At 48.5% G+C, this 20,985-nt stretch carries 19 protein-coding genes; all 19 read left to right on the forward strand.

Annotated features, from left to right (window positions below; genetic code table 11):
* The first annotated feature begins 216 nt into the window (after positions 1–216).
* The 19 genes from GZ59_RS04390 (at position 217) to GZ59_RS04480 (ending at position 20,957) form a co-directional block, all read left to right on the forward strand.
* A complete protein-coding gene (locus GZ59_RS04390) occupies positions 217–1,014 on the forward strand; it encodes a PFL_4669 family integrating conjugative element protein (RefSeq protein WP_039290394.1) in 798 nt (265 codons plus the stop codon).
* Positions 1,014–3,029 (forward strand): DNA topoisomerase III, encoded by a 2,016-nt coding sequence (locus GZ59_RS04395; RefSeq protein ID WP_039290396.1) that lies wholly within the window; start codon positions 1,014–1,016, stop codon positions 3,027–3,029. The genes GZ59_RS04390 and GZ59_RS04395 overlap by 1 nt, the downstream gene beginning before the upstream one ends.
* Positions 3,030–3,877: 848 nt before the next feature.
* Entirely contained in the window at positions 3,878–4,369 is a 492-nt protein-coding gene (locus GZ59_RS04400; protein ID WP_011092149.1) for an STY4534 family ICE replication protein, read from the forward strand.
* A 64-nt stretch (positions 4,370–4,433) separates the two neighbouring features.
* Complete coding sequence (locus GZ59_RS04405; protein ID WP_039290400.1) at positions 4,434–4,982, forward strand: single-stranded DNA-binding protein; 549 nt, start codon at positions 4,434–4,436, stop codon at positions 4,980–4,982.
* An 86-nt stretch (positions 4,983–5,068) separates the two neighbouring features.
* Entirely contained in the window at positions 5,069–5,506 is a 438-nt protein-coding gene (locus GZ59_RS04410) for a DUF29 domain-containing protein (RefSeq protein WP_011092150.1), read from the forward strand.
* Between the two features lie 145 nt (positions 5,507–5,651).
* Positions 5,652–6,968, forward strand: a complete 1,317-nt coding sequence (pilL2, locus tag GZ59_RS04415) for a PFGI-1 class ICE element type IV pilus protein PilL2 (RefSeq protein WP_011092151.1) — start codon at positions 5,652–5,654, stop codon at positions 6,966–6,968.
* Positions 6,968–7,414 carry a type IV pilus biogenesis protein PilM gene (locus GZ59_RS04420; RefSeq protein WP_039290403.1) on the forward strand — a complete coding sequence of 149 codons (447 nt, stop codon included), beginning with the start codon at positions 6,968–6,970 and terminating at the stop codon, positions 7,412–7,414. Before pilL2 ends, GZ59_RS04420 begins: the two co-directional genes overlap by 1 nt.
* A gap of 13 nt (positions 7,415–7,427) precedes the next feature.
* Positions 7,428–9,092, forward strand: a complete 1,665-nt coding sequence (gene pilN, locus GZ59_RS04425) for a PilN family type IVB pilus formation outer membrane protein (protein ID WP_039290406.1) — start codon at positions 7,428–7,430, stop codon at positions 9,090–9,092.
* Between the two features lie 10 nt (positions 9,093–9,102).
* Complete coding sequence (gene pilO2 / locus GZ59_RS04430) at positions 9,103–10,413, forward strand: type 4b pilus protein PilO2 (RefSeq protein ID WP_039290410.1); 1,311 nt, start codon at positions 9,103–9,105, stop codon at positions 10,411–10,413.
* On the forward strand, positions 10,410–10,910 hold the full coding sequence (gene pilP / locus GZ59_RS04435) for a type IV pilus biogenesis protein PilP (RefSeq protein ID WP_103791577.1): 501 nt from the start codon (positions 10,410–10,412) through the stop codon (positions 10,908–10,910). Before pilO2 ends, pilP begins: the two co-directional genes overlap by 4 nt.
* Complete coding sequence (locus GZ59_RS04440) at positions 10,910–12,469, forward strand: ATPase, T2SS/T4P/T4SS family (protein ID WP_039290412.1); 1,560 nt, start codon at positions 10,910–10,912, stop codon at positions 12,467–12,469. The genes pilP and GZ59_RS04440 overlap by 1 nt, the downstream gene beginning before the upstream one ends.
* 2 nt (positions 12,470–12,471) lie before the next feature.
* A complete protein-coding gene (locus GZ59_RS04445; protein WP_223250549.1) occupies positions 12,472–13,638 on the forward strand; it encodes a type II secretion system F family protein in 1,167 nt (388 codons plus the stop codon).
* Positions 13,639–13,693: 55 nt separating this feature from the next.
* Positions 13,694–14,299, forward strand: a complete 606-nt coding sequence (locus GZ59_RS04450) for a type 4 pilus major pilin (RefSeq protein WP_011092158.1) — start codon at positions 13,694–13,696, stop codon at positions 14,297–14,299.
* Positions 14,300–14,305: 6 nt separating this feature from the next.
* Entirely contained in the window at positions 14,306–14,824 is a 519-nt protein-coding gene (locus tag GZ59_RS04455; RefSeq protein WP_011092159.1) for a lytic transglycosylase domain-containing protein, read from the forward strand.
* Positions 14,821–15,480: a prepilin peptidase gene (locus GZ59_RS04460; RefSeq protein ID WP_011092160.1), complete on the forward strand. Its 660-nt coding sequence runs from the start codon at positions 14,821–14,823 to the stop codon at positions 15,478–15,480. Before GZ59_RS04455 ends, GZ59_RS04460 begins: the two co-directional genes overlap by 4 nt.
* A gap of 13 nt (positions 15,481–15,493) precedes the next feature.
* Complete coding sequence (pilV, locus tag GZ59_RS04465; protein ID WP_230491465.1) at positions 15,494–16,666, forward strand: shufflon system plasmid conjugative transfer pilus tip adhesin PilV; 1,173 nt, start codon at positions 15,494–15,496, stop codon at positions 16,664–16,666.
* A 288-nt stretch (positions 16,667–16,954) separates the two neighbouring features.
* Complete coding sequence (locus tag GZ59_RS04470) at positions 16,955–18,082, forward strand: site-specific integrase (RefSeq protein ID WP_011092164.1); 1,128 nt, start codon at positions 16,955–16,957, stop codon at positions 18,080–18,082.
* A 727-nt stretch (positions 18,083–18,809) separates the two neighbouring features.
* Positions 18,810–19,610 carry a hypothetical protein gene (locus tag GZ59_RS04475; protein ID WP_039290416.1) on the forward strand — a complete coding sequence of 267 codons (801 nt, stop codon included), beginning with the start codon at positions 18,810–18,812 and terminating at the stop codon, positions 19,608–19,610.
* A gap of 144 nt (positions 19,611–19,754) precedes the next feature.
* Complete coding sequence (locus tag GZ59_RS04480) at positions 19,755–20,957, forward strand: conjugal transfer protein TraF (protein ID WP_039290419.1); 1,203 nt, start codon at positions 19,755–19,757, stop codon at positions 20,955–20,957.
* The last annotated feature ends 28 nt before the right edge of the window (positions 20,958–20,985 follow it).

Consider the following 20,985-nt stretch of genomic DNA (forward strand, 5'->3'; position numbering starts at 1 on the left):
TGAAAAGTGACCACTTTGTGGATTCAGGCACTGGAATGGCGTGATTTTGGGTGGTGAACGTTGTTTGGTTAAAAAATAACCACACCATCCTGTTTGTTTCATTTGTGGATATTTATAGATCTGTAAAACTGGTTTGGAATTGAGCTGGTTACTCCTTTGCCCTGAATATTTCTAACCCATATCAGAAATACTTTAGGTCAGCACAAGGAGTTAGCGATGTCAGAGTTAGATCATGGTGTGAATAATGACACACATCAGGAACCCGCTTCATCAGAGCCAGTCACTTCATCTTCTGCCACTCAACCTGTCCGTGAGAGAGAATCCCGTTCCGGCGCATTGAAATCATCTTTGACCCTTGAACTCCATACCCATTACGCGATTCGATTATGGGATGGTCGCAGAAAGGAAGATGCAGGCGAGGATTTGGCAAAAAAACAAAAAGAGCGCCCCCGATTTTTTACGATCTTTAGTATGCCTCAGGTTATTGCTGTTGCTGGCGTGGCAAACAATGATTCGTCAGTTGACAACCCGTATGCGGATGCATTGTTAGTTAAGTTGGAAAATGCTCTGGGTGTATCGAGCCAAAAAATACAGTCTGATGTTGACGAACTATCCGGGATTTTAAAAGCGATCCCTCAAACGCTTTCATTAACCGATGTGCGCTCTGTTTCTCCGTTAAATATTGGCGTGTATAGCCGTTCGCCTCTTGGCTACCGTTGTGTATGGTTATTGGTTGGATATGACCAGCTTGCAATGAGGGTGTTTCAGGCCTTTCACTACGGATTAATTTCCAGGGCGCAGAGGGATAAATACCTCGACAATAATGGTTATGCAGTAAGACGAATTTATCATTTGGTGCAGGGTTATAGATCATTCAATGTTACTCGAAGCGACATTTTATCTAAAACACCCGTTGGTATTAAAGCGATAGAGCGTTTCGGCGAACCAGATCCCGATATTATGTCTGGCCACGTTCGCTCATCATTCTCATCACCGTTGCGTGGGGGAGAATGATGCGACTTTTTCTTTGTGAAAAGCCGAGCCAGGGGCGAGATATCGCCCGTTTTATCGGTGCAACTCAACGAGGGAAAGGTTTTTTATCAGGCACCGGAACTGTCGTAACTTGGGCGTTTGGGCATCTTCTGGAAGTCGCCTCACCTGAAGAATACGGTGCTCAGTTCGGCAAACCCTGGCGTATGGATGTTCTACCTATTCTGCCAACAGAGTGGAAAATGGTTGTTAAGCAAAGTTCTGCTGATCAATTCGCTGTAATTAGTCGATTACTGAAACAGGCAGATGAAGTTGTTATTGCGACAGATGCCGATAGAGAAGGAGAAGTACTGGCGAGAGAGCTATTGGATTATTGTCATTTTACTGGGAATGTAAAACGTCTGTGGCTTAGTGCTCTTGACGATGCCAGCATCCGAAAGGGATTAGATAACCTTCTCCCAGGCGAGAAAACAGTTCGTCTTTATTATGCTGGCATGGGGCGTAGCAAGGCTGACTGGCTGATTGGTATGAATTTAACTCGAATATATACCCTTAAAGCTTCAGAACAAGGTATCGATGAGCTGTTGTCTATAGGACGAGTTCAAACCCCAACACTGGCGCTTGTTGTCCAGAGAGATAGCGATATTGAGAATTTCTCTCCTAAGCCCTACTGGCAGGTGTTTGCTGATATTGAAAAAGCCGGAATGACCTTTAGAGCTCAATGGGTACCAGCTGCTGGATATTGCGATGATGAAAAGCGCTGTATTCAGCATAATGCAGCCCTTGCAGTGGAGCAGCTCTGCAAGCAAACAGCAACAACATCTGTCGTTGATGTGTTACTTAAGAGAGAAAAAACGCCAGCGCCGTTATGCTTTAGCTTGAGCGTGTTGCAGAAAGCCTGTTCTGATAAATGGGGAATGATCGCCCAGAAGGTATTAGAAATCGCTCAGTCACTTTATGAGGTTCACAAAGCGACGACTTATCCCAGAACTGATTGTGGATACTTGCCTGAGTCCATGAAAGGGGAGGTGAGCGATGTGCTTTCCGCTATTTTACAGTCAGATCCTGCCGCCACATCACTTATTAAAGATGCTGATCGTTCTTTTGTTTCCCGTATCTGGAATGACAAAAAAATTTCTGCTCACCATGCAATTATTCCTACGAAACAACCCTTCGATATAAGCAAATTATCAGATGATGAGTTGAATGTTTATCAACTCATTCGTCTGCATTATTTTGCTCAGTTTTTTCCTCTCCATGAGTCCGATGTTACAGATGTTACATTTAATTTAGGTGGGCAACTATTTAAAACTCGAGGTAGGGTGAGTGTCGTTATTGGATGGAAGAAACTCTTTTTCAATGATAAAGAGCCCGATATTCAATCTGATGAAAATGGAAGTCAAGGGAGCCTTCCTGTTTTACATAACGGTGATATTTGTAATGTATTGGATTGTGAAGTTAAAGCCCAACAGACTAAACCGCCATCTCGATTTACTGATGGCACATTGATTGATGCAATGAAGAATTCAGCTAGTTTTATTAGTGATCCGACATTAAAGAAAATTTTACGTGATAATGCGGGGCTGGGTACCGAGGCTACTCGTGCAAATATATTAGATGTACTATTTAAGCGTAATTACCTAAAACGGCGTGAAAAGTTCATTTATTCAACGCAGCTGGCCAGAGAGCTAATCTCTCAATTACCAGAGGCTCTAACTAATCCAGGCATGACAGCGCTTTGGGAACAGGCATTGGATGATGTTGCTGAAGGACGCATGTCGTTGGATGCATTTTTACAAAAGCAAAAAGAATGGACATTAAGATTAGTAGATAGGGGGCGTCAACAAGCGATTAAGTTGACGGCACCAGTCTCTCCATTGTGTCCCCAGTGTGGTGGGATAATGAGAAAAAGAAACAGTGATAATGGTGTGTTTTGGGGGTGTGTGAAGTACCCGCTCTGTAAAGGGATCATTAGCGAAGGGACAAAAGGTAAGAGGGGTAAGAAAAATCTGAAAACTAAGAATAAACCAGCTACCTGACATTTGACATATTTGATAATGTAATGTCGCTTTGATGCACTTTGTACCTCGAAGGCTACGAGGTAGTGTGATGTTCTTACGGGGAACTGATCGCTACCAGCCCAACAGATGGCTACCGCACACTCAGTCGATCTGTAAGACGCATACCCTCCGTGAAAAGCGCGTCGGGAAATTTCCCCGGAGCTACGTTGAAGACCTCAGGGATATGGTACACCCTGTTAGACGGTGTCGGATAAAACCGACACCGTTTTAATTTTCGCAGAGTAGTAAATGGTTTTTCCGTTAATTTTCATTCAATAACGACTACTCTGCATTGGCTTTTTGGCCATGGCGAGAACAGTCCGAGCCAGACGTACCCAGCGTCGAACAGGGGCGAATAGGCATTCGATTGCCGCTGAACCAGTAGCATTGGTCAGGCGTTCTTACAAACTGTTGTTGTTCCTCCACGGCATCCATTTCGGGTGCCGTTTTTATTTTCACTGACGCGTAAACAATTTAGGTTTGACGATATTGCTCAGTGATTTAAAAATGACCGTGCTTACTCGTCATCTCTGATGACCACCAATGATCTATCAGTCTGTGAAGATCGCCTTCGGGTGACTGAATCACTTTTCCAAAGCCTGCAAGGAAAAGGGCGTGATTAAGAAACGCGGCAAATTTGCCATCCTTTGAGAGCAAATGTCATCAGGTAATTTAAACGCCTCTACGAGCGTGGTGATGAAGGTTCCGCTTAACTAACCAGACAAGTCAGGATAACAGCTGATCCTGACCCTTGACGGGAAATACAATTCCCTCAAGGGGAATGTATTTTTCGTCGAATAAATTAACATTCCATGGAGAAATACATTATGTCTGCAAATAACAACAACCAAGCTCAAAACAATTCTCAAACTGGTAAATCAGAATATTTTAATCTTCTGATTAATGGATTGGGATATGTCAGTAATATTCGTCACGTTACTGGCACATCAGGACAATTCCTGAGTTGTGTCATTAATGCTTTAAGTGGTCCGGCAGATAAAGCGAACTATGTTCGTTTTGATGTCACTGTGGCTGGTAAAGAGGCGACTGACCTGATCGCACGCTGCCAAAAGGCGTCAGATGAGGATCAGAAAGTTCTTATCGGATTCACACTGAGCAATCTCTCTGCTGAGATTTTTACATTAAAATCCGGTGACCATGCCGGTGAACAGCGTGTTAGCCAGAAGGCCCGATTGATTAAGGTTGACTGGATTAAGATAGGCCAAGAACAGGTCTATAAAGCTGAAAAATCTGACTCCGTGCCTCCTCAGAATAATGGTACCGCTGCGGCTAAATCCTATGCGAATAATTCATTCTGATAACTGGTACTCATTATAAACACCTCGCTTGCGGGGTGTTTTTCAATGTAAAAGGAGACAAATTATGGCTTCACGCGGTGTTAACAAAGTTATCTTAGTTGGCCATCTCGGTCAGGATCCTGAAATTCGCTATATGCCGAATGGTGGTGCAGTTGCCAACATGACATTAGCGACCTCTGAAACCTGGCGGGATAAGCAAAGTGGTGAACAGAAAGAGAAGACCGAATGGCACCGTGTGGTGATTTTCGGGAAACTCGCTGAAGTCGCTGGCGAATATCTTCGCAAAGGCTCTCAGGTTTACATTGAAGGTTCATTACAAACGCGTAAATGGGCTGATCAGGCTGGGGTAGAACGCTATACGACTGAAGTTGTCGTTAACGTTGGCGGCACATTGCAGATGCTAGGCTCTCGTCCTAACGCTGGAAGTAACAACCAAAGTGCAGCCAGTACTGCATGGGGAAAACCTCAGCAGCCAGTTGCACCGGCGCAGAGTGGTCCCCCTCAGTCTCAACGTTCAGCAGGCAATGAACCGCCGATGGATTTTGACGATGATATCCCGTTCCTTGGGTTTGGTTATGGCGTATGTCGCAAGGCAATCTACGCCGTTTCGTAAACACTAGCACCAGTCTTTGACTGGTGCTTTTTTACATGACAGACTTAGTAAAACACTTACTTTGTCTGTGATCCTTCGGGGGTAAAATGACTACTCATATTCGATACGAGACTGATGTCGTCGCCTGGGCTAATGAACAGGCGGAACTTTTACGCTCCGGTAAGTTTTCAGAGATCGACTGCGAGAATATCGCGGAGGAGATTGCAGACGTGGGTAAGAGCGAACAACGGGAGCTGGCAAGCCGCATGGCTGTCTTGATTGCTCACCTGCTGAAATGGAAATATCAACCGGAACGTCGTGGTTCGAGCTGGGAAAAGACGGTCAAAGCGCAGCGTAAAGATGTTGCGTATGCGTTGAAAGAGTCTCCCAGTTTGAAAACCAAGCTGAATGACCCTGATTGGTATGATGTTATCTGGTCTAAAGCAGTTGCCATCGCTACGGATGAAACACAGCTTGAAAACTTGCCGGATGAACAAATCTGGACAGTAGAAGAGGTGTTGTACGCCGAGTTCTGGCCAAATTAACCATCCCATGTGGCAATGGGCAGCTAACGCTGGCTTCGGTCAGCGTTTTTCTTTTCTGGGCTCGTTTTTAGTTTAGCGTTGTCCTGTTTGGGCTTGTCGGCAGAATAACCACCTGATTGAGATTACTCTTAAACGGTGGAGACTGATGACAAGACCTTTGCGGCACCCTCGAAATACGCCAACGCTGGCATGCCTTTCTGCTGCAGCAATGTTGGTAGCTGGATGTGCTCAACAGACAACAACGTCTTCAGTTTCCCGTCAGAATGTGTCTCCCAGAGTGAACGACATTTATCAAAATCGTTCACCTGAGGTTGTGCGCTATGATCGCTATACTCTGGTCAGCACCCGCCCTGCGGATTCACAACGCGATCCACTCAATCAAATGATCGACATCACGATGCCCCCGCAACTGGTGCGTAGCGTCGGGGATGGATTTCGGTATTTGTTGTTAGAGTCTGGTTATTCGCTATGCCCTTCGTCTTCATCAATGTTTTCTGAACTACTTGGGCGTCCGCTGCCAGGCGTACAACGCAATATTGGCCCGGTTCGTCTCAGTGAAGCGTTGCAGATAGTTGCCGGTCCTGCATGGCGACTGCGTGTCGATGATGTGAATCGGGAGATCTGTTTTGTGCTTCGCGATGAATACCGTTCATTTGCGCCAGCCGCCTCCGTTGCATTGTCTACCGCACCTGTTAAATCGGCCATTTCAACGACGCCGAAGACTTCCGGAACTCCCTTTACGGGCTCAGGGGCGCAGACGACAACGCGCATGTTAAAACCGGGCAGTCAACCCTTGCCTGTTCCTACGTTGATGACACCGTCGCCAGTTGCGACAGGCAGTAAGCCTTTAGTCGCGGGTGCAACGACCCCTGTATCTGCGAACACGTCGGTATCTTCTGCTGTTATACCGATGCCTTCTGTTGCTGCCCAAATGCTCCCGTTGTCTGGGCAACCATCACCGGTCAAATCTTCAGTTATTCCAGCTCCGGCTGCAAAATCCACCTTGGCACCGACTACAGCCTTACTACCGGCTCCTGTTGCGCAGTCGCCGAAAAAAGAGGAAACGACAAAGCTGCTTTCGACGCCGTCTAAAACGATCCCTGCAACCGTTTCTCCGGTGGTATCAACGCCAGTAGTTTCTCCGTCTTTGGCTTCGGAACCTAAGCCCATCCCTGTCATTATCCCGGTCTGGAAAGCAGAACCGGGTATTACATTACGTGAGTTTTTGACACGTCAGGCATCCACTGTTGAGTGTCCATACGGCGGAAAATGGACTGTTGTTTGGCCCGTTAATGTTGACTACCCCATTTCTGCTCGCTTAGTCATCCATGGCAGTTTTGATGCACTACTAGAGCGCATTTTCTTTTTGTATGGCCCAGGAAAGGTTGATACGCCGCTCTACGGTCGTGCTAATCGCAGCCAATGCGTTGTTGCTGTCTCTGATAAACCTGGAGAGAAGTAATGCAGGGCATGTTGGTGTTAATGGCGTTTTTAGTCCTGATCGGCGGGTATCAAGGGGCTCGCTCTGCCGGTGACGCGTTGAGTGATTCGGTCATCGAAACCTCCACTGCGCGCCACATGCTGCAGACGGCCAACACGCTTGGCAGGTTGAAGGCTCAGGGGATAAACGTTTTGTCTTTATGTCCCGGGAACCGCCCCTCAAATCTACTTTCGATTCCTGGATTGGAAGATAACCCAGACATTTACTGTACCGAACATAACGGACGGGTTGTTGTGTGGGCAAAAGAAAAACCGGTTATGGCCAAGGTGTTACGTGAATTATCCCGTGACTCGCGGCTTCTGGCTCGTATCAGCGACGGCCGAGTGAATACTCTGGTTGACCCTGCCCCTTGGTCAGTTCCATTGCCTGCCAGTGTCACGGAAGGCTCGTTGGTATACATCAACTAAGAGAAGACGGACGATGTCACAATTTACTCCTCATTTTACTTACCGGAACGTTGCGTTGGCATTGCTCGTCTCTACGGTCCTGAATGGTTGTGCTACCAAAGGATTTCGTGATGCGGATGATCAAGCTGAGCGGGATATCCGGACAGCTGAGCAGTTGCATGGATTATCTCTCAAGCAGCCTTCCTCACCTTCACTGGTCTGGGTCGATGAGCCCTGGGTTAATCCCCGTCCTATTCGTGTCAGCGCTCGCGCGCAACAGGTTAAGTTGCCGCCATGCAGCCTGACATTGATTATTGATGGCAGCTTGTCTTTGTATGAAGTAGGGCAGCGTATTACCCGCAGTTGTGGGTTCCCTGTCGTGATAACGCCTGATGCCATGAGCGCGCTGTCCGGTCCAGCATCACAGGGAGGCGTAGGGGCGACTCGCGCTATCCAGGGGGCGCTTCCTCGTCCAGATGAAGGTGGGCGTCCCGCACTTGGTAGTATTGGCGGCGTAACGTCTACTCAATCATTTTCACCGAATATCGGTGCAGGGCTGATTACGGATATTAGTTGGGAAGGGGAGCCGCTAGGCGGGGCGTTGGATCAGATTACCTCTCGCTTGGGACTTAACTGGAAATTCGAAAACAGTCAGGTGGTGCTGTATTACCTGGATACGCGAACTTACCGTCTCAAGGTTCTCAATGCCGAAACGGCGATGAACTCTAACTTAACGGGAACCAGCAGTTCGACAGCCGGTGGTGATAGCAGCTCGGTCAGTGGCAGCCAAAATTCCGGACAAAGCACGAGCGTCAAGCTGGAAAGCAAAATTCATAATGATATCGGTCAGTCCATCAAATCGATGGTCAGCTCATCCGGAAGCTGGCATCTGTCTGGTTCAACGGGCGAACTGGTTGTGACAGATGTTCCCCAGGTATTGGATAGAGTCGAGAGTTATATCGACAGCCTGAATGTGCGTATGAATCGGATGGTCAAGTTGATGGTGAGCGTCTATTCGGTTCAGCGTAAGGGCTCCAGCCAGACATCACTGGACTGGTCTGTCGTGGGTAAGCGTCTCGATCGCTTTGGCTTAACGTTGGCGGGTACGCCAACGGCAACTACCGCTGTTTCATCTGCGGGTATCAATGTTGTTGATGGGAAATTTGCAGGAACAACGGCGTTATTCCGAGCGCTAGAGACGCAAGGCAAGGTGTCTGTTGTGATGGCGCATGAGGCGACGACCACCAATCTGGTCCCCGCACCGTTTCAGATCGCAGGACAAATGGTTTACCTGAGAAACCAGAAGACAACGGTATCTGAGAACTATGCCACAACCGATATGGAGCCAGGAAGTATCACTACAGGGACGCAAATGACGCTGTTACCGGATATTCGCGATGAAGGGGATATTCAACTGCAATTTAACTTCAGCCACTCCGATCCGGCACAATTACGCCGTGAATCGTCTGAAGACGGCAGAACTAAAATGGAGATGCCGTATACCACCGTACGTAGCTTAAGTGAGCGGGTTAACCTGAAACCAGGTCAGACCTTGATCGTCAGTGGCTATAACTCCCGTAATCTGACTGCCTCTCGCGAAGGGGCATTTGATCCTGACGTCACTGTCGCCGGCGGTGGTAAATCCAGTGAGACGGATGACGTTACGCTGATTATCGCTGTTACGCCCGTGCTGATGTGAGGACGATAACGTGATTACTGTACCTCATGAAAATGGTGGGTTAATTGCGGGATTACGCTGGGAACCGATGTCTGAAAAGGCTTCCCGGCGATTTGGACGCGATGTGTTATCTCTGAAGCTAAACCCCATGCGCGGGCTCAATAAAGGGGCCGATATTCATTCTGGTGCGCCAGCGGTCACGGGCGCTTGCCCATGGAGGCCTGGGCGGTTGTGGTCACTTGCCGCACTGGCGACGAGTTGGACAGGGGAGAATGGGTATGGTGTTGTCCAGCTCGGTGACGACGAATTCGTTTTTTTAGCGACCATCAGTGGCATTCCGGCACTTAACGGCGACATCTGCGGTACGCGCGACGATATGCTCGCTATCACCAGTGAATTTATTGCGCTCACTCCAATACCAGATACGGGATGGAATGTCGCCTCCACACCTGAGGCACCGGCGGTACCTGCTGATATCCTGCCGTCGCGACGTCGCGACTGGCCTGCGCGTTATCGACTGACGTGTCCTGCCAGAATGCGGCGGACCTTATTGATTAGCGTGCCGGTGCTGCTTGTGGTCGGCATTGCGGGGATGTGGGGTGTGCAGTACTGGCAGAACTGGTCTGCCCGTCAGGCCGAGGCGGCAAAAGCAAAGCTGGCCGCTATGGCAGTAGGGGATAGCGAGTTTTCTCAAAAAGAAAAACGTGTTTTGCCCCATCCGTGGGCGATGCAGCCATCGGCTCAGGCGTTGCTAACGGTCTGCGAACGTAAGTTGGACGCACTTCCCCTGAAATTGGGTTTTTGGCCGTTGTCCTCTGCCGACTGCCGGGCAGATGGTGTCATGACGACATGGGTACGGGAAAAAGACAGCCGATTGGCGACGGTCAACCGTCTGATCCAGGCTGTGCAGTATCTTCCTGGCTCTCCGGCTGTTTTTATCGATGAGAGCGGGGATACCGCGCAGATTGCATTTTCCTATCCCGCGCTTCCGGGCGGTGGTGACGATCGCGTGATTGACAGCGAACCACTGCGTCGGCGGTTGCTGAGCTTCTTTCAGTCTCGGGGTATCCAACCCTCACTTCAGAGTGTTCCTCCAACATCAACCCCGCTGGATGATCAGGTTGTATGGATCCAGGACTGGAGCACATTTGCTTTTTCTCATACCTCTCGTTTAGCCCCCTCATTCCAGCTTGCAGGATTATCTGCCGTGGGACTCCGTTTGACGCGCATCGGATTGAAGGTTGAGGGGCGGGAGCGGTCACTGACCTGGTCATGGGATGGTACGGCATACAGTCGTGCTCAGGCCCAGGGCAGCGTTGCATCAGAAGGAAATGCACCATGATGAAAGTTTTTTCCCTATTTCCGTTGCTGTTTACGGCATCGGTATTGGCTTCTGATGTGACTGAAATCAGTCCCGTTCCTTCTGGAGGCGTCCTTGTTTCTGATGAGCCAACCGTCGAGACGCTAAGAGCCGTTGAGCTGGAAATTGATTTGATAAAAACACAGCAGGCGAAACAGGATGCGCAGAACGCCCTGGCGGAAAGCCGGCTGAAAGGACAAACGCTGAAGAATCGGCCCGATATTTCAGCCATATCTGGTGTTGGGCTGGGTACAGCGAACAAAGGCGCTGGGGTAAGCCTGGCTATTACGGCCGCGCGTTTGAAAGAGATATGGAGTGAAAACAGGAAACTCCGCGCGGCTGCTGAGTTTAACGGTCGCCGTATCGTACTTCAGCCAGGAGATACCTGGCCTGGTAGTGAACATCGCGTGAAAAGCATTACGTCACGTGGTGTTGAACTTAGCAACGGACAGGTAATCCAGACGGGGGTAGCACAATAATGAAGATGGATGTTCACCAGTCAGCCGATGCAGATTTAGCCTGTCGCGTGCCTGGGCAGTACCGCGAGGATATTGCACTCACGCGTCTTGATAACGAGTCTGTGAGTGTACGTGTTAACCGAGAAATTCGTGAAGAACCGACGTTCGTCAGCTGGTTTGCCGGGCTGCGTCGTGCCGGATTGAAGCCATTACCGCCTGAGTTTGTGATGAAAAGCGAACTCGGTCAGGGGGGGCTGGCGAATACGCATGACGTGGAAGTGGGGATCAGTGGGGCACAGCGCGATGTGCGTCGGATGTTTCGCGACGTCATATCGATGAGCGCCTCTGATATCCATGTACACCTTGACCGTCGCCAGGGAAGCAGGATCCGTACCCGGATCAATGGGCTGTTGTACACCATCCGTGAACCGGATTTTGAAGAAGGCGGGACATTGTTGTCGACCATGATGGAAAGCATGTGCGACACCAAATCTCAGGGATATAACCCGCGGGTTGCTCAGGATGGGCGCGTCAAACCGGAGTTTCTGGCAGACATGAACCTGTATGCTGCGCGCTACAGCCATCGCCCAACCGATGACGGTGGCGTTTTTGCGGTGATGCGCCTAATTGAAGACGATCGCGGACGTATCAGAACGCTGCAAAGCTTAGGCTATCAGCCGGAGCATGAAGCGGCGCTGGAAGAAATTGAATTGACATCACAGGGGTTGATTGGCCTGTGCGGGACTACTGGCTCCGGTAAATCGACAACGCAGAGGGTCCTCGCTGGTCGATGGCTGGCCAGAAATAACGGGCAGGTCAGCCTCCAGACCCAGGAAGCGCCGATAGAGGGACTGATTTTTGGCGCAGTGCAGTGTGCTGTAAACACTGACAACCTCAGTCTGCATCAGGCGGGGGAAGCCTGGGCGGGTAGTGTTGTGATGTCCCTGCGTCTTGATCCGGATGGAATTTATACTGGAGAGGCTCGTGATTATGCGTCAGCGTACGCCGCTCTGGAAACGTCTATCAGCGGTCATCCCGGCTGGTTTGGGCTCCACTGTACCTATCCGCTGGATGCATTGACCCGTATGCGTAACTGGGGGATTGATGCACGTGAGCTGGCGAATCCGACCTATTTTCGGGGGTTGATTGCCCAGACGCTGGTGAATACGATTTGTCCGTCCTGCTCATTACCGTGGTCTGAAGCTCTTGAACTACAGATGATCCCTCTCCCGCATCAGACGCTGGCCAGGCGCATGTTTAATGCGGATGAGCTTAGTCAGTTACGGTTTCGTAATCCCGACGGCTGTGAACATTGTACGAAGCAATTGCTGGGAACCGCGATTAACCAGGGGATCGGTGGGCGAACCCTGGTTGCAGAAATCGTACGCCCCGATCGTCACATCATGAAAAGCTGGCTGGATGAGGGGAGTTTTGTGGCTCGTCGGCGCTGGATTCAGGCAGGCGGATTTAGCCGTGGACAGCATTTACGGCGGCTGCTGCTGGCTGGCCAAACTGATCTGGTGATGGCCACAGAGCACCTAGATCCGGATGAAGATCGCGACTTTATGGAGTGCGCTTAGCCATGGTGACATTGCTGATAGCTATCTTCTGTTTGTTGCTGGTTTTAGCGGTTTTGCTGTTTTTATCCGTGACCTGGGCACCAATGATGCGCCGGACGTTTTGGCTGACAGAACGAATTAAGTTTTGGCAGATGGTGCGTACATTCTGGCGTATGGGTATGCCGCAGGCAGAAGTTTTCGACATCATGCGGGATATTTACAGTGATAACGGGAAGCGGCGTAATCGCGGCAGCCTGCTTTGCCAGCAACTGAGTGATGCGGTCAGCAAACGTACGTTTGCTGAGATGAACTTACCTGGCCCACGTGATCAGATAGCCACACCAGAAGACGTTCTGGCGGCATGGTGTTCACCACTGGAGGCGGTGCTTTTTCGGGTGGGGAATGCCTCGGGCAATATGTCTGAATCGTTGGCCCAATCCATTAGTTTGCTGAAATATATTCAGCAAATACGCAGTGCCATGGTTCCAGCATTAGGCCAAATGGGATTGGTCATGTGCTCTATACCAGGGATCCTCTACGGCGTATCGCAACATCTGTTGCCCGCAATGTCCAAGCTGATCCCCGAGGAGCGCTGGACGTTACATATCATCATATTGAATAGCGTCAGTCGTGGGATGCAGGAGCACGGGGCCGTTCTATGTTTTGTCATCGGCATTATCACTTTCAGCATTATTCGCAATCTTCCGAAGCGTGGGGGGGTTATCCGTCGCCATTTTTTCGAATTCATTCCGCCCTGGTCAATCTACGCCACACTGCAAGGCGCGCTATTTATGCTCAGCGCCGGCTCATTGCTGAAAGCGGGCATGCTCTCACTGGAAGTCCTGAATACGCTTAGCAAGCATGCTTCACCGTGGCTGGTCGCACGCCTCGATGCGGCAGCTTTTCGTGTGCGCAGCGGTCGCAATTTGGGGTCGGCACTCTATGAGAGTGGCTATAACTTTCCGTCCAGAGAAAGTGCCATTTTTCTCAGTCGTGCAGGTGCCAGTCGCGATATTGCCGATGTACTCAATGACTGGGGGCAGGAGCAGATGCCCGTTGCACTAGAGCGGATCCGGTCACTGAGTAACTGGCTGACCTTTGGTCTGGGCGGCATCATTGGTGCTTTTCTGATTTACGTCATGTTTGCCGTAGTGGGGCTGACGATGACATTAAGTTCTCAGGGGTTCTGACCTGTATTACGACATCCCGTTTTTTTAATACTAATTATTCTCAAGAGGTTATTGAATGGAAACGTCTCTGGCTACAACTCGCCGCAAACGCGGCATTGCACCGTGGCTCATCGCCCACTATCGCCCTGCACGGGGCGGCAATTTGAAAGATGCCATTATCGCGTTAGTGGTCGCTGCTGCTGTCGTTATTCTTGTCTTTCAACTGGGTTCTTATTTATGGGGGTTGTATCAGAATAGTGCGACCCAAACGGAAGTGACCACAATGCTGGAGCAGTCTCGCAAGCTGAAGAGCAGGGCGGGGTATACCGGGGCGTCAATGGCAACGTTACGTGCAGTTAATGGTATTCCTACATCGGTCGATCGCACGGGTGATATTTATTACAACCGCTACGGCGGAACGTATTCTCTGGCTCCTGCCAGGACAAACGGCTCGGCATTTAATAACTCGGTTTCGCTGACATTAACGGGTGTGTCTGAAGGAGGGTGTGGCGATCTATCGCAGATGTTCCTGAACGCCGGGGAGTCTATCTATTCTGTCACTATTGGCAGCACAGCGATGGTGACGGCCAATGTCACCACAGGCACATCAACGGCAGCGACGATGATCGGTACGCAATGCGATGGTGGCGATAAAACCGTCATTATTACCACGTCTCGTTAATTAATCATGGCCAATATGTTGCTGCTTATCACGGCTATCTTGCTGGCTTATTTCCCGGGCAACAGCGTTGCTCAGGGAAAATCCCCGGCAAAATATACGGTGCAACCCTGGGTGGCCTGCATTAATGCTGCGAGTGTGAAATATTTCATCGACACATTGCTGATTGAAGCGGTGATGGAACAGGAAAGTAGCTTTAATCCGCACGCTGTTAATCGGAGTAACTCGGATGGCAGTGCGGATTACGGTCTGATGATGGTGAACTCAGGCAATATCCCGAAGCTGATTCGAGAAGGCATTATCTCGACAGAGCAGGATCTTCTGGATAAGCCGTGCCTGAATATTCAGATTGGTACCCGATTGTTGGCATCCCATTTTCAGGTCTGCGGCATAACCTGGAACTGTTTAGGGAGCTATAACGCCGGGTTCGGTGATAAGCGTCATCGACTTCGTGAAAATTATGCTGACATCATCTGGAAACGCTACGAACGGCTGTTGCGTGAACGTCGGGGTATTGTACTGAAATGACGCTGACGCTATTTCTTTCTTTGGCCCCTTTGCTCTTTGTTGGATTAGCCATAGTCGCTTGGCTGGCATGTCAGCATGTGCGCTGGTTTGCTCGTTTTTTGGCACTACCGCCCGCGCCGGTACTGAATGGGATGACTCTGTTGTTTATCGTTATCCCATTCTGGTTGGTCAGTCTGGCATCACTCTATGTTCATGGTGCCAATCCCTTTCCTCTACTGATGCTGGCTGGGCTGCTTGCGTGTGCAGTAGCTGACGTGGAACGAGAATGGTTACCGGACAGCTATACCGTGCCGCTGTTTTTTTTCTCTCTGTATTATTCACCGTTGCCGGCCTACATCATTCAACCGGTGATGTTGATGTCTGCCATGGTCGTGGTAGCAACGCTCATCACTGTTGTTATTCGACCGTCGCTGGCCCCCCTTCTACCCGGACGGGGAGACATCATGCTGTGGCTGGTTTTGAGTGCCTGGGCAGGGGTCGCTGGAAGCGTGATCCTGTTTATGTCCCTGACTGCCGGTGCGCTGACGATGCAACTGACTGCGCGTGATCATACGCCGCTTGGCCCCTGGATTGCCGGATGTGGTGCTCTAATTATTCCCTTCACGACGGATATCCAGCGATTAATGGATCGCTTTATGTTTACGCTCTGGCACTGATAGAGGTGGCCTTATGTTTTCGATAATCACGTCATTACAGGGGCAATTGCGACGCGGCATATTGCGTCAGCCTGCTCGCGGTAGCTTAATCAAAGATTCAATCATCGGTGTGATGGTTTTTATTGCGTTGATTGGCCTGGTCACGCAGGTGATCAGCAATTATGTGACAGAGTTGCATTACCAGACCGTTGCCCGTCATGCCAGTAAAGTATCCCAGGCTGCTGGGAAGTATGTGTCTGATAAACATGATGCCTATTTATGTCAGTTGGCCCCTGCCACCTGTACGGCGGGGATATCCACACCATTACCGCAGCCGTTCACTGCTCAGACATTGATTGATGCGGGATACCTTGATGAAGGTATGGGCACAACAACGATGGACAGGCAGACCTATCGTTTCGGGGTGAGAGCGCGGATGGTGAATGGTTCAACAAAACCGGCACTGGAAGCGTTGATGGTCACCGCGGGTGGCGAAGCGTTGGACGAAGGTGGTATTCGTCGAGTTGCTCAGCTCATCGATGGGATGGGCGGTTTTATCAGCGATCCAAGCCTGACTGAGTTGGGTGGACAGGCGAGTACGGCGTATGGCGCCGAATTATCCTGGTCCCTTCCCGTCACCCCGTTTGGGTTAACTGCAGAACCTGGACATATTGCAGTGGCCATCAATGGCGGCCTGGTTGGTGGTTTGGATAAAGAAAGCGATCGCCTTTATCGCTTCAGTAGTGATGCTCATCCGGAATATAACCAGATGAACACCGCTATCGATATGAATAGTAATAACATCAATAATGCTGAACAGGTAAATGCGAATGAGGTGAATGCTGCGAGATTTGTGGCATTGGAGAGTAATGGTTTTTTTGGCTGGCGTAATGGGAACGATATTCAAGCCTGGCTGAAATGGAATAACGATAAACAGAAAGTCGAGCTGAAGAACGCTGGCTTGAATGTCGAAGGAGACATTACTTCAGAAAAAAGCGTTAGTGCTGCCGATGATGTCAGTGCTGGTAAGTTGGTTGTCGCTGACCAATTTTTGTACCAAAAGACCGTTGTTGTTTCCGGCGATTCCTGTGATGCGGTGACGCTGGGACTGGCATCTATCAGCGATACAACTGGCCTGATAGGCCATGATAGTACTGGCGCGATACTTACTTGGCAAACTGATTATTCACACATTACAACTGACTGAAAACAGTTATTGTCGCCATTAGAGTTCGTCACCCATTGTGTTGTATTTAAAGGATAGGAGCTATCTGGAGAGTTCTTCCCCTGACCATACCAACCTAATATCCATCCTCCGGCACCGACTGTTTTTCCCGTTGGACAAGTGGCAACTGACCTGGTAGTCGAAGAACAAGTTGTGTTTCCGACCACGATTGTTTTGTCCGTTATTTTTATGCCAGTCCACGCACCGGATTGGCAATTAGGCAAACTGCGGTATTGTCTTTCCCTTTAAATTTAGGGACGGACATTTCTGATGAAAAAACGTATAAAAAAGATACTGCTAAGTAAGGCGCTGGATAAGTATTTTTCTGCCGTGTCGCGGCATAAAAGAGGTCAGTTACAGGAGTTTTATCGAATAAATGTTATCAAAAGGTCATCGCTTGCTGACAGGTACATGGATGAGGTCTCATCAGTCGATATTGCTAGCTACAGGGATGATAGGCTGGCCCAGATTAATCCTCGAACAAAAAAAGCTATCAGCGGCAATACCGTTCGTCTTGAAATGGCGTTGCTCTCGGCATTGTATAATTTGGCTAAAGTTGAATGGGGAACATGTACAACTAATCCCGTTGAGAATGTAAGAAAACCAACGGTTTCTTCGGGGAGGACGCGCAGGTTAGCTTCTCAGGAAGAACGGAAAATAATGCGTTATTTTAAAGGTAAAAACCCTGAATTATTGGCAATATTTCGTTTGGCTGTTGAGACTGCAATGAGGCAGGGCGAGATATTGTCATTACGTTGGGAGCATATAGACCTTCGACTCGGTATTGCTCACCTGCCATTAACGAAAAACGGCTCTGCACGTGATGTACCATTGTCTTCGAAAGCACGCGAGGTACTGAAAGATATTAGTGAGCTTGTTCGGCACGAATGCGGGAGTGTTTTTTCCTATACTTCAAGCGGTTTTAAAAGCGCGTGGCGTATTGCATTGCAGTCCATGTCTATTGAAAATCTCCATTTTCACGATCTTAGGCATGAAGCTATCAGTCGCTTGTTCGAGTTGGACACGTTGAACGTTATGGAAATCGCAGCAATATCAGGGCATAAATCCATGAATATGCTAAAACGGTATACTCATCTCAGGGCGACTCATCTTGTCGGTAAACTCGATGCACGTAAGAAACAGGCACAGAAACTAATTTCGATTTTCATACCGTACCCAGCGGATATCGAAGTTCATGATAGTGGGAGGGTAACAATGACATTTTCTGATTTTGATGATTTGGCGGTAACCGCCCCAACATATGATGATGCGTTAAGAGTAGCATCTGTTGAATTACTCAGATTTCAAGCGATAGCTGCAAAGAATGGCGAAAGGCTCCCTCCTCCTGGTCATATATCTGTCAATATGAGTGAACGCATACTGATCAACCCACTCTAAATCTGAAGAGGCGATATTGAGTTAAATATCGCCATTTCTTTAAGCAGTTTGCATGCTTTGGGTACTTATTCCCCCATGTGGCCACTTATGATTTTTGTATTTTTGTTTGTCGTATTTATTGTTCTGTACTGCCCCATTTACTTTTTTATATGTCTGCTTGTGCCATTCAAAGGATTTTCTGTCTCATATATGAAGCATAGGAGAAGACGGTATGCAGTGGTTCATGTTTCATTGTTTTCTAGAATTGGGCACCTCAACAAAAATCAGTTGAAAAAATTTAATACTGCATTCGTCTCTACATTAGACGCGGCTCTTCAAAACAAAAGAGAATCAGTCATTTTTCGCTCTCATTTGATGAGAACCTCTCAGGTGCAGTTAGCTGAGAATGTCTTATCTAAGTGTGGTCGCCGTTACCGAGTATCGACTGTGGCGTTATCAAGAGTGGAGCGGGTAGGGATTATATGCCAGACATTTTTACAAGAATGGCGACTGGTAACGATCCCTCATAGAGGGGTAATGATTGTAGTTATGGCGCGATAACTTTTAGTTGGGATGGTTAATTTACCGTGGATTGAATAAGTACATTACTTTAATGTGATCGATACATTAGATCGAACCGATCGATTTATTTTGTTGTACACGATTAATTATGTTGTTTAATCTCGTTTGTACATTAAAGCGAATTACTCAATTACATTGAAATGATTTTTACGTGGAGTCGTAGTGAATGAATCCTACATATACTGCGTTAATTGCACTGTTGCGTTCAGGTGAGAAGGCATTCCCTGAAGATGATGGTAAATATGATGGTAGTAATAGCCAGTTTTCGGTAAGAATCAAGCCTGAAAGCAGAGCGTTTCTTGATATGCATGCTGAACGTATGGGGGTCTCTAAGTCAACACTCTACGGCATTATTCTCGAGGGGGTGCTTTCTGAAGCCCGAACATCAACGGCTGATAAAATGATGGGAGTTTATGAGCGTTTTTGTTTGTTAATGGATGCATTCGGGTTAAGTGCTCTGCAGCAAGCTCAACTATTAGCACCATTTGGTATTAGCCAGGGGGCATTATCCAGTGCTGAGCGAACACTGGATTTGTTGAATCCCCAGGTGCTACATCAGTTGGCTTTATGGTTTGAAATCGATGTGCAATGGCTGCTTTGTGAAAAAAACTATCCGATGTCGAATAACTACTTTTTTGACAATGACTTTTTGAATCATGATGTTTTGAGTGATGACATTGAGGTGGCCTATTTTCGTGCGGTGGGTAACTATGAAGTAACTTTAGCTTTTACAAAAGAATGGAAAGATATTCAGGGCATCATTAGGATCCCAATCATTAAGGTTTATCGTGTCTTGAAAGAATGGGAGGTTGATTGTCGGCCCGGAGAAAAAACAAAAAGTACTAGGTATCTAACTTATTCGCAGAGACAAGTGGAATCCTTGACTTTTGGTTCCGTATTTCCAGTTATGATTGTTGATAAATATCAAGTTGAATATCAAAAGCATCAAGATTGGCGAGTGGGTTAGTTTATAAAATATTTTAATAATTAATGATGTGCCAGCATCAGGGAACCTTTTGTTAAAAAATAATAAGTGAATGTTGTGCCAGCGCCAGGGAATATTAAAAAACATAATCATAAATACTTTTATTTAATATATAGGAAATAACGAATGAAACCTTCATTAATCACACGCAGTTTTATTATTGCGGGGATCAGTGCAGTTGCTGCTTCAGCTAACGCTGCAGGAACATGGACTGAAGCTCGTAACGACGCGATGGGTGGAACGGGAGTTGCGTCTTCACACTACAGTGCAGCGGCGTTGGTTAACCCTGCATTGCTGACAAAATTCGATAAATCTGATGATTTCAGCCTGATTTTACCTGCCGTGGGTGCTCAGGTCTCCGATCCGGATAATCTGCAGGATGGTGTCGATCGTATCGACAACGACTGGAAATCGTTTGAACGTGCTGTCAACGCAGGGGGGGATACCAGCCTGTCGGCTGCCAAATTACGCGCATCACTGCAAGACTTGTCTGGTAGTCATGCGAAAGCGCATGCCGGCGCGTCAACGGTCGCGGCAGTTCCTAACAGCGTTCTGCCATTTGCAGTTGTTGCAAAGGGATGGGGAACAGCTACAGTCAAGACCAATGTGACAGATAGCGACCTCCAATGGCTTGATGGGGTGTCAAACGGTACAGCCAACGGCTCTGACCTGAGTTCATTAACGTCATCTGCTAATGGCCGTGCAGCTGTCGTTGCAGACGTAGGCGTTGCGATGGCACGTGAATTCAACGTCGGTGGGTTCGCATTCTCAGCAGGCATTACACCGAAAGTGCAGCGCGTCTATACATTCAATTACAACGTTGCGATCAATAACTACGACAGTTCGGATTTCCGTAGTAGCGATTATCGTAACGATAAAACGGGCGCCAACGTAGATGTGGGTTTTGCAACCAACCTGAGTGATAACTGGATTGTTGGTCTTGTCGGTCAGAACCTGGTTGCTCGCAGTATCGAGACGAAAGAAGTCAACGGCGTCAAAGATACGTTCAAAATTAAGCCTCAGGCAACGCTGGGAACCGCATACAGCAACGGTTTCTTTACTACAGCTCTCGATGTCGATCTGACTCCTGCTAGCCGTTTTAACTCCGACAAAGATAGCCAATTCGTTAGTGTAGGTGGCGAGTTGAATGCCTGGAAATGGGCGCAACTGCGGGCAGGCTATCGTACTGATATTCATGACAGCGATAACTCTTATTTCACTGCTGGCATTGGCTTGTCCCCGTTTGATGTTGTGCATCTTGATATCACCGGCATGGCAGGAACAGACAGAACGTATGGTGCAGTCGCGCAACTGACGTTTACATTCTGATGCTGAATAAGGGGCTATTTGCAAATAG

Origin of the sequence: Pectobacterium atrosepticum (assembly GCF_000740965.1) — a bacterium.
GTDB lineage: Bacteria > Pseudomonadota > Gammaproteobacteria > Enterobacterales > Enterobacteriaceae > Pectobacterium > Pectobacterium atrosepticum.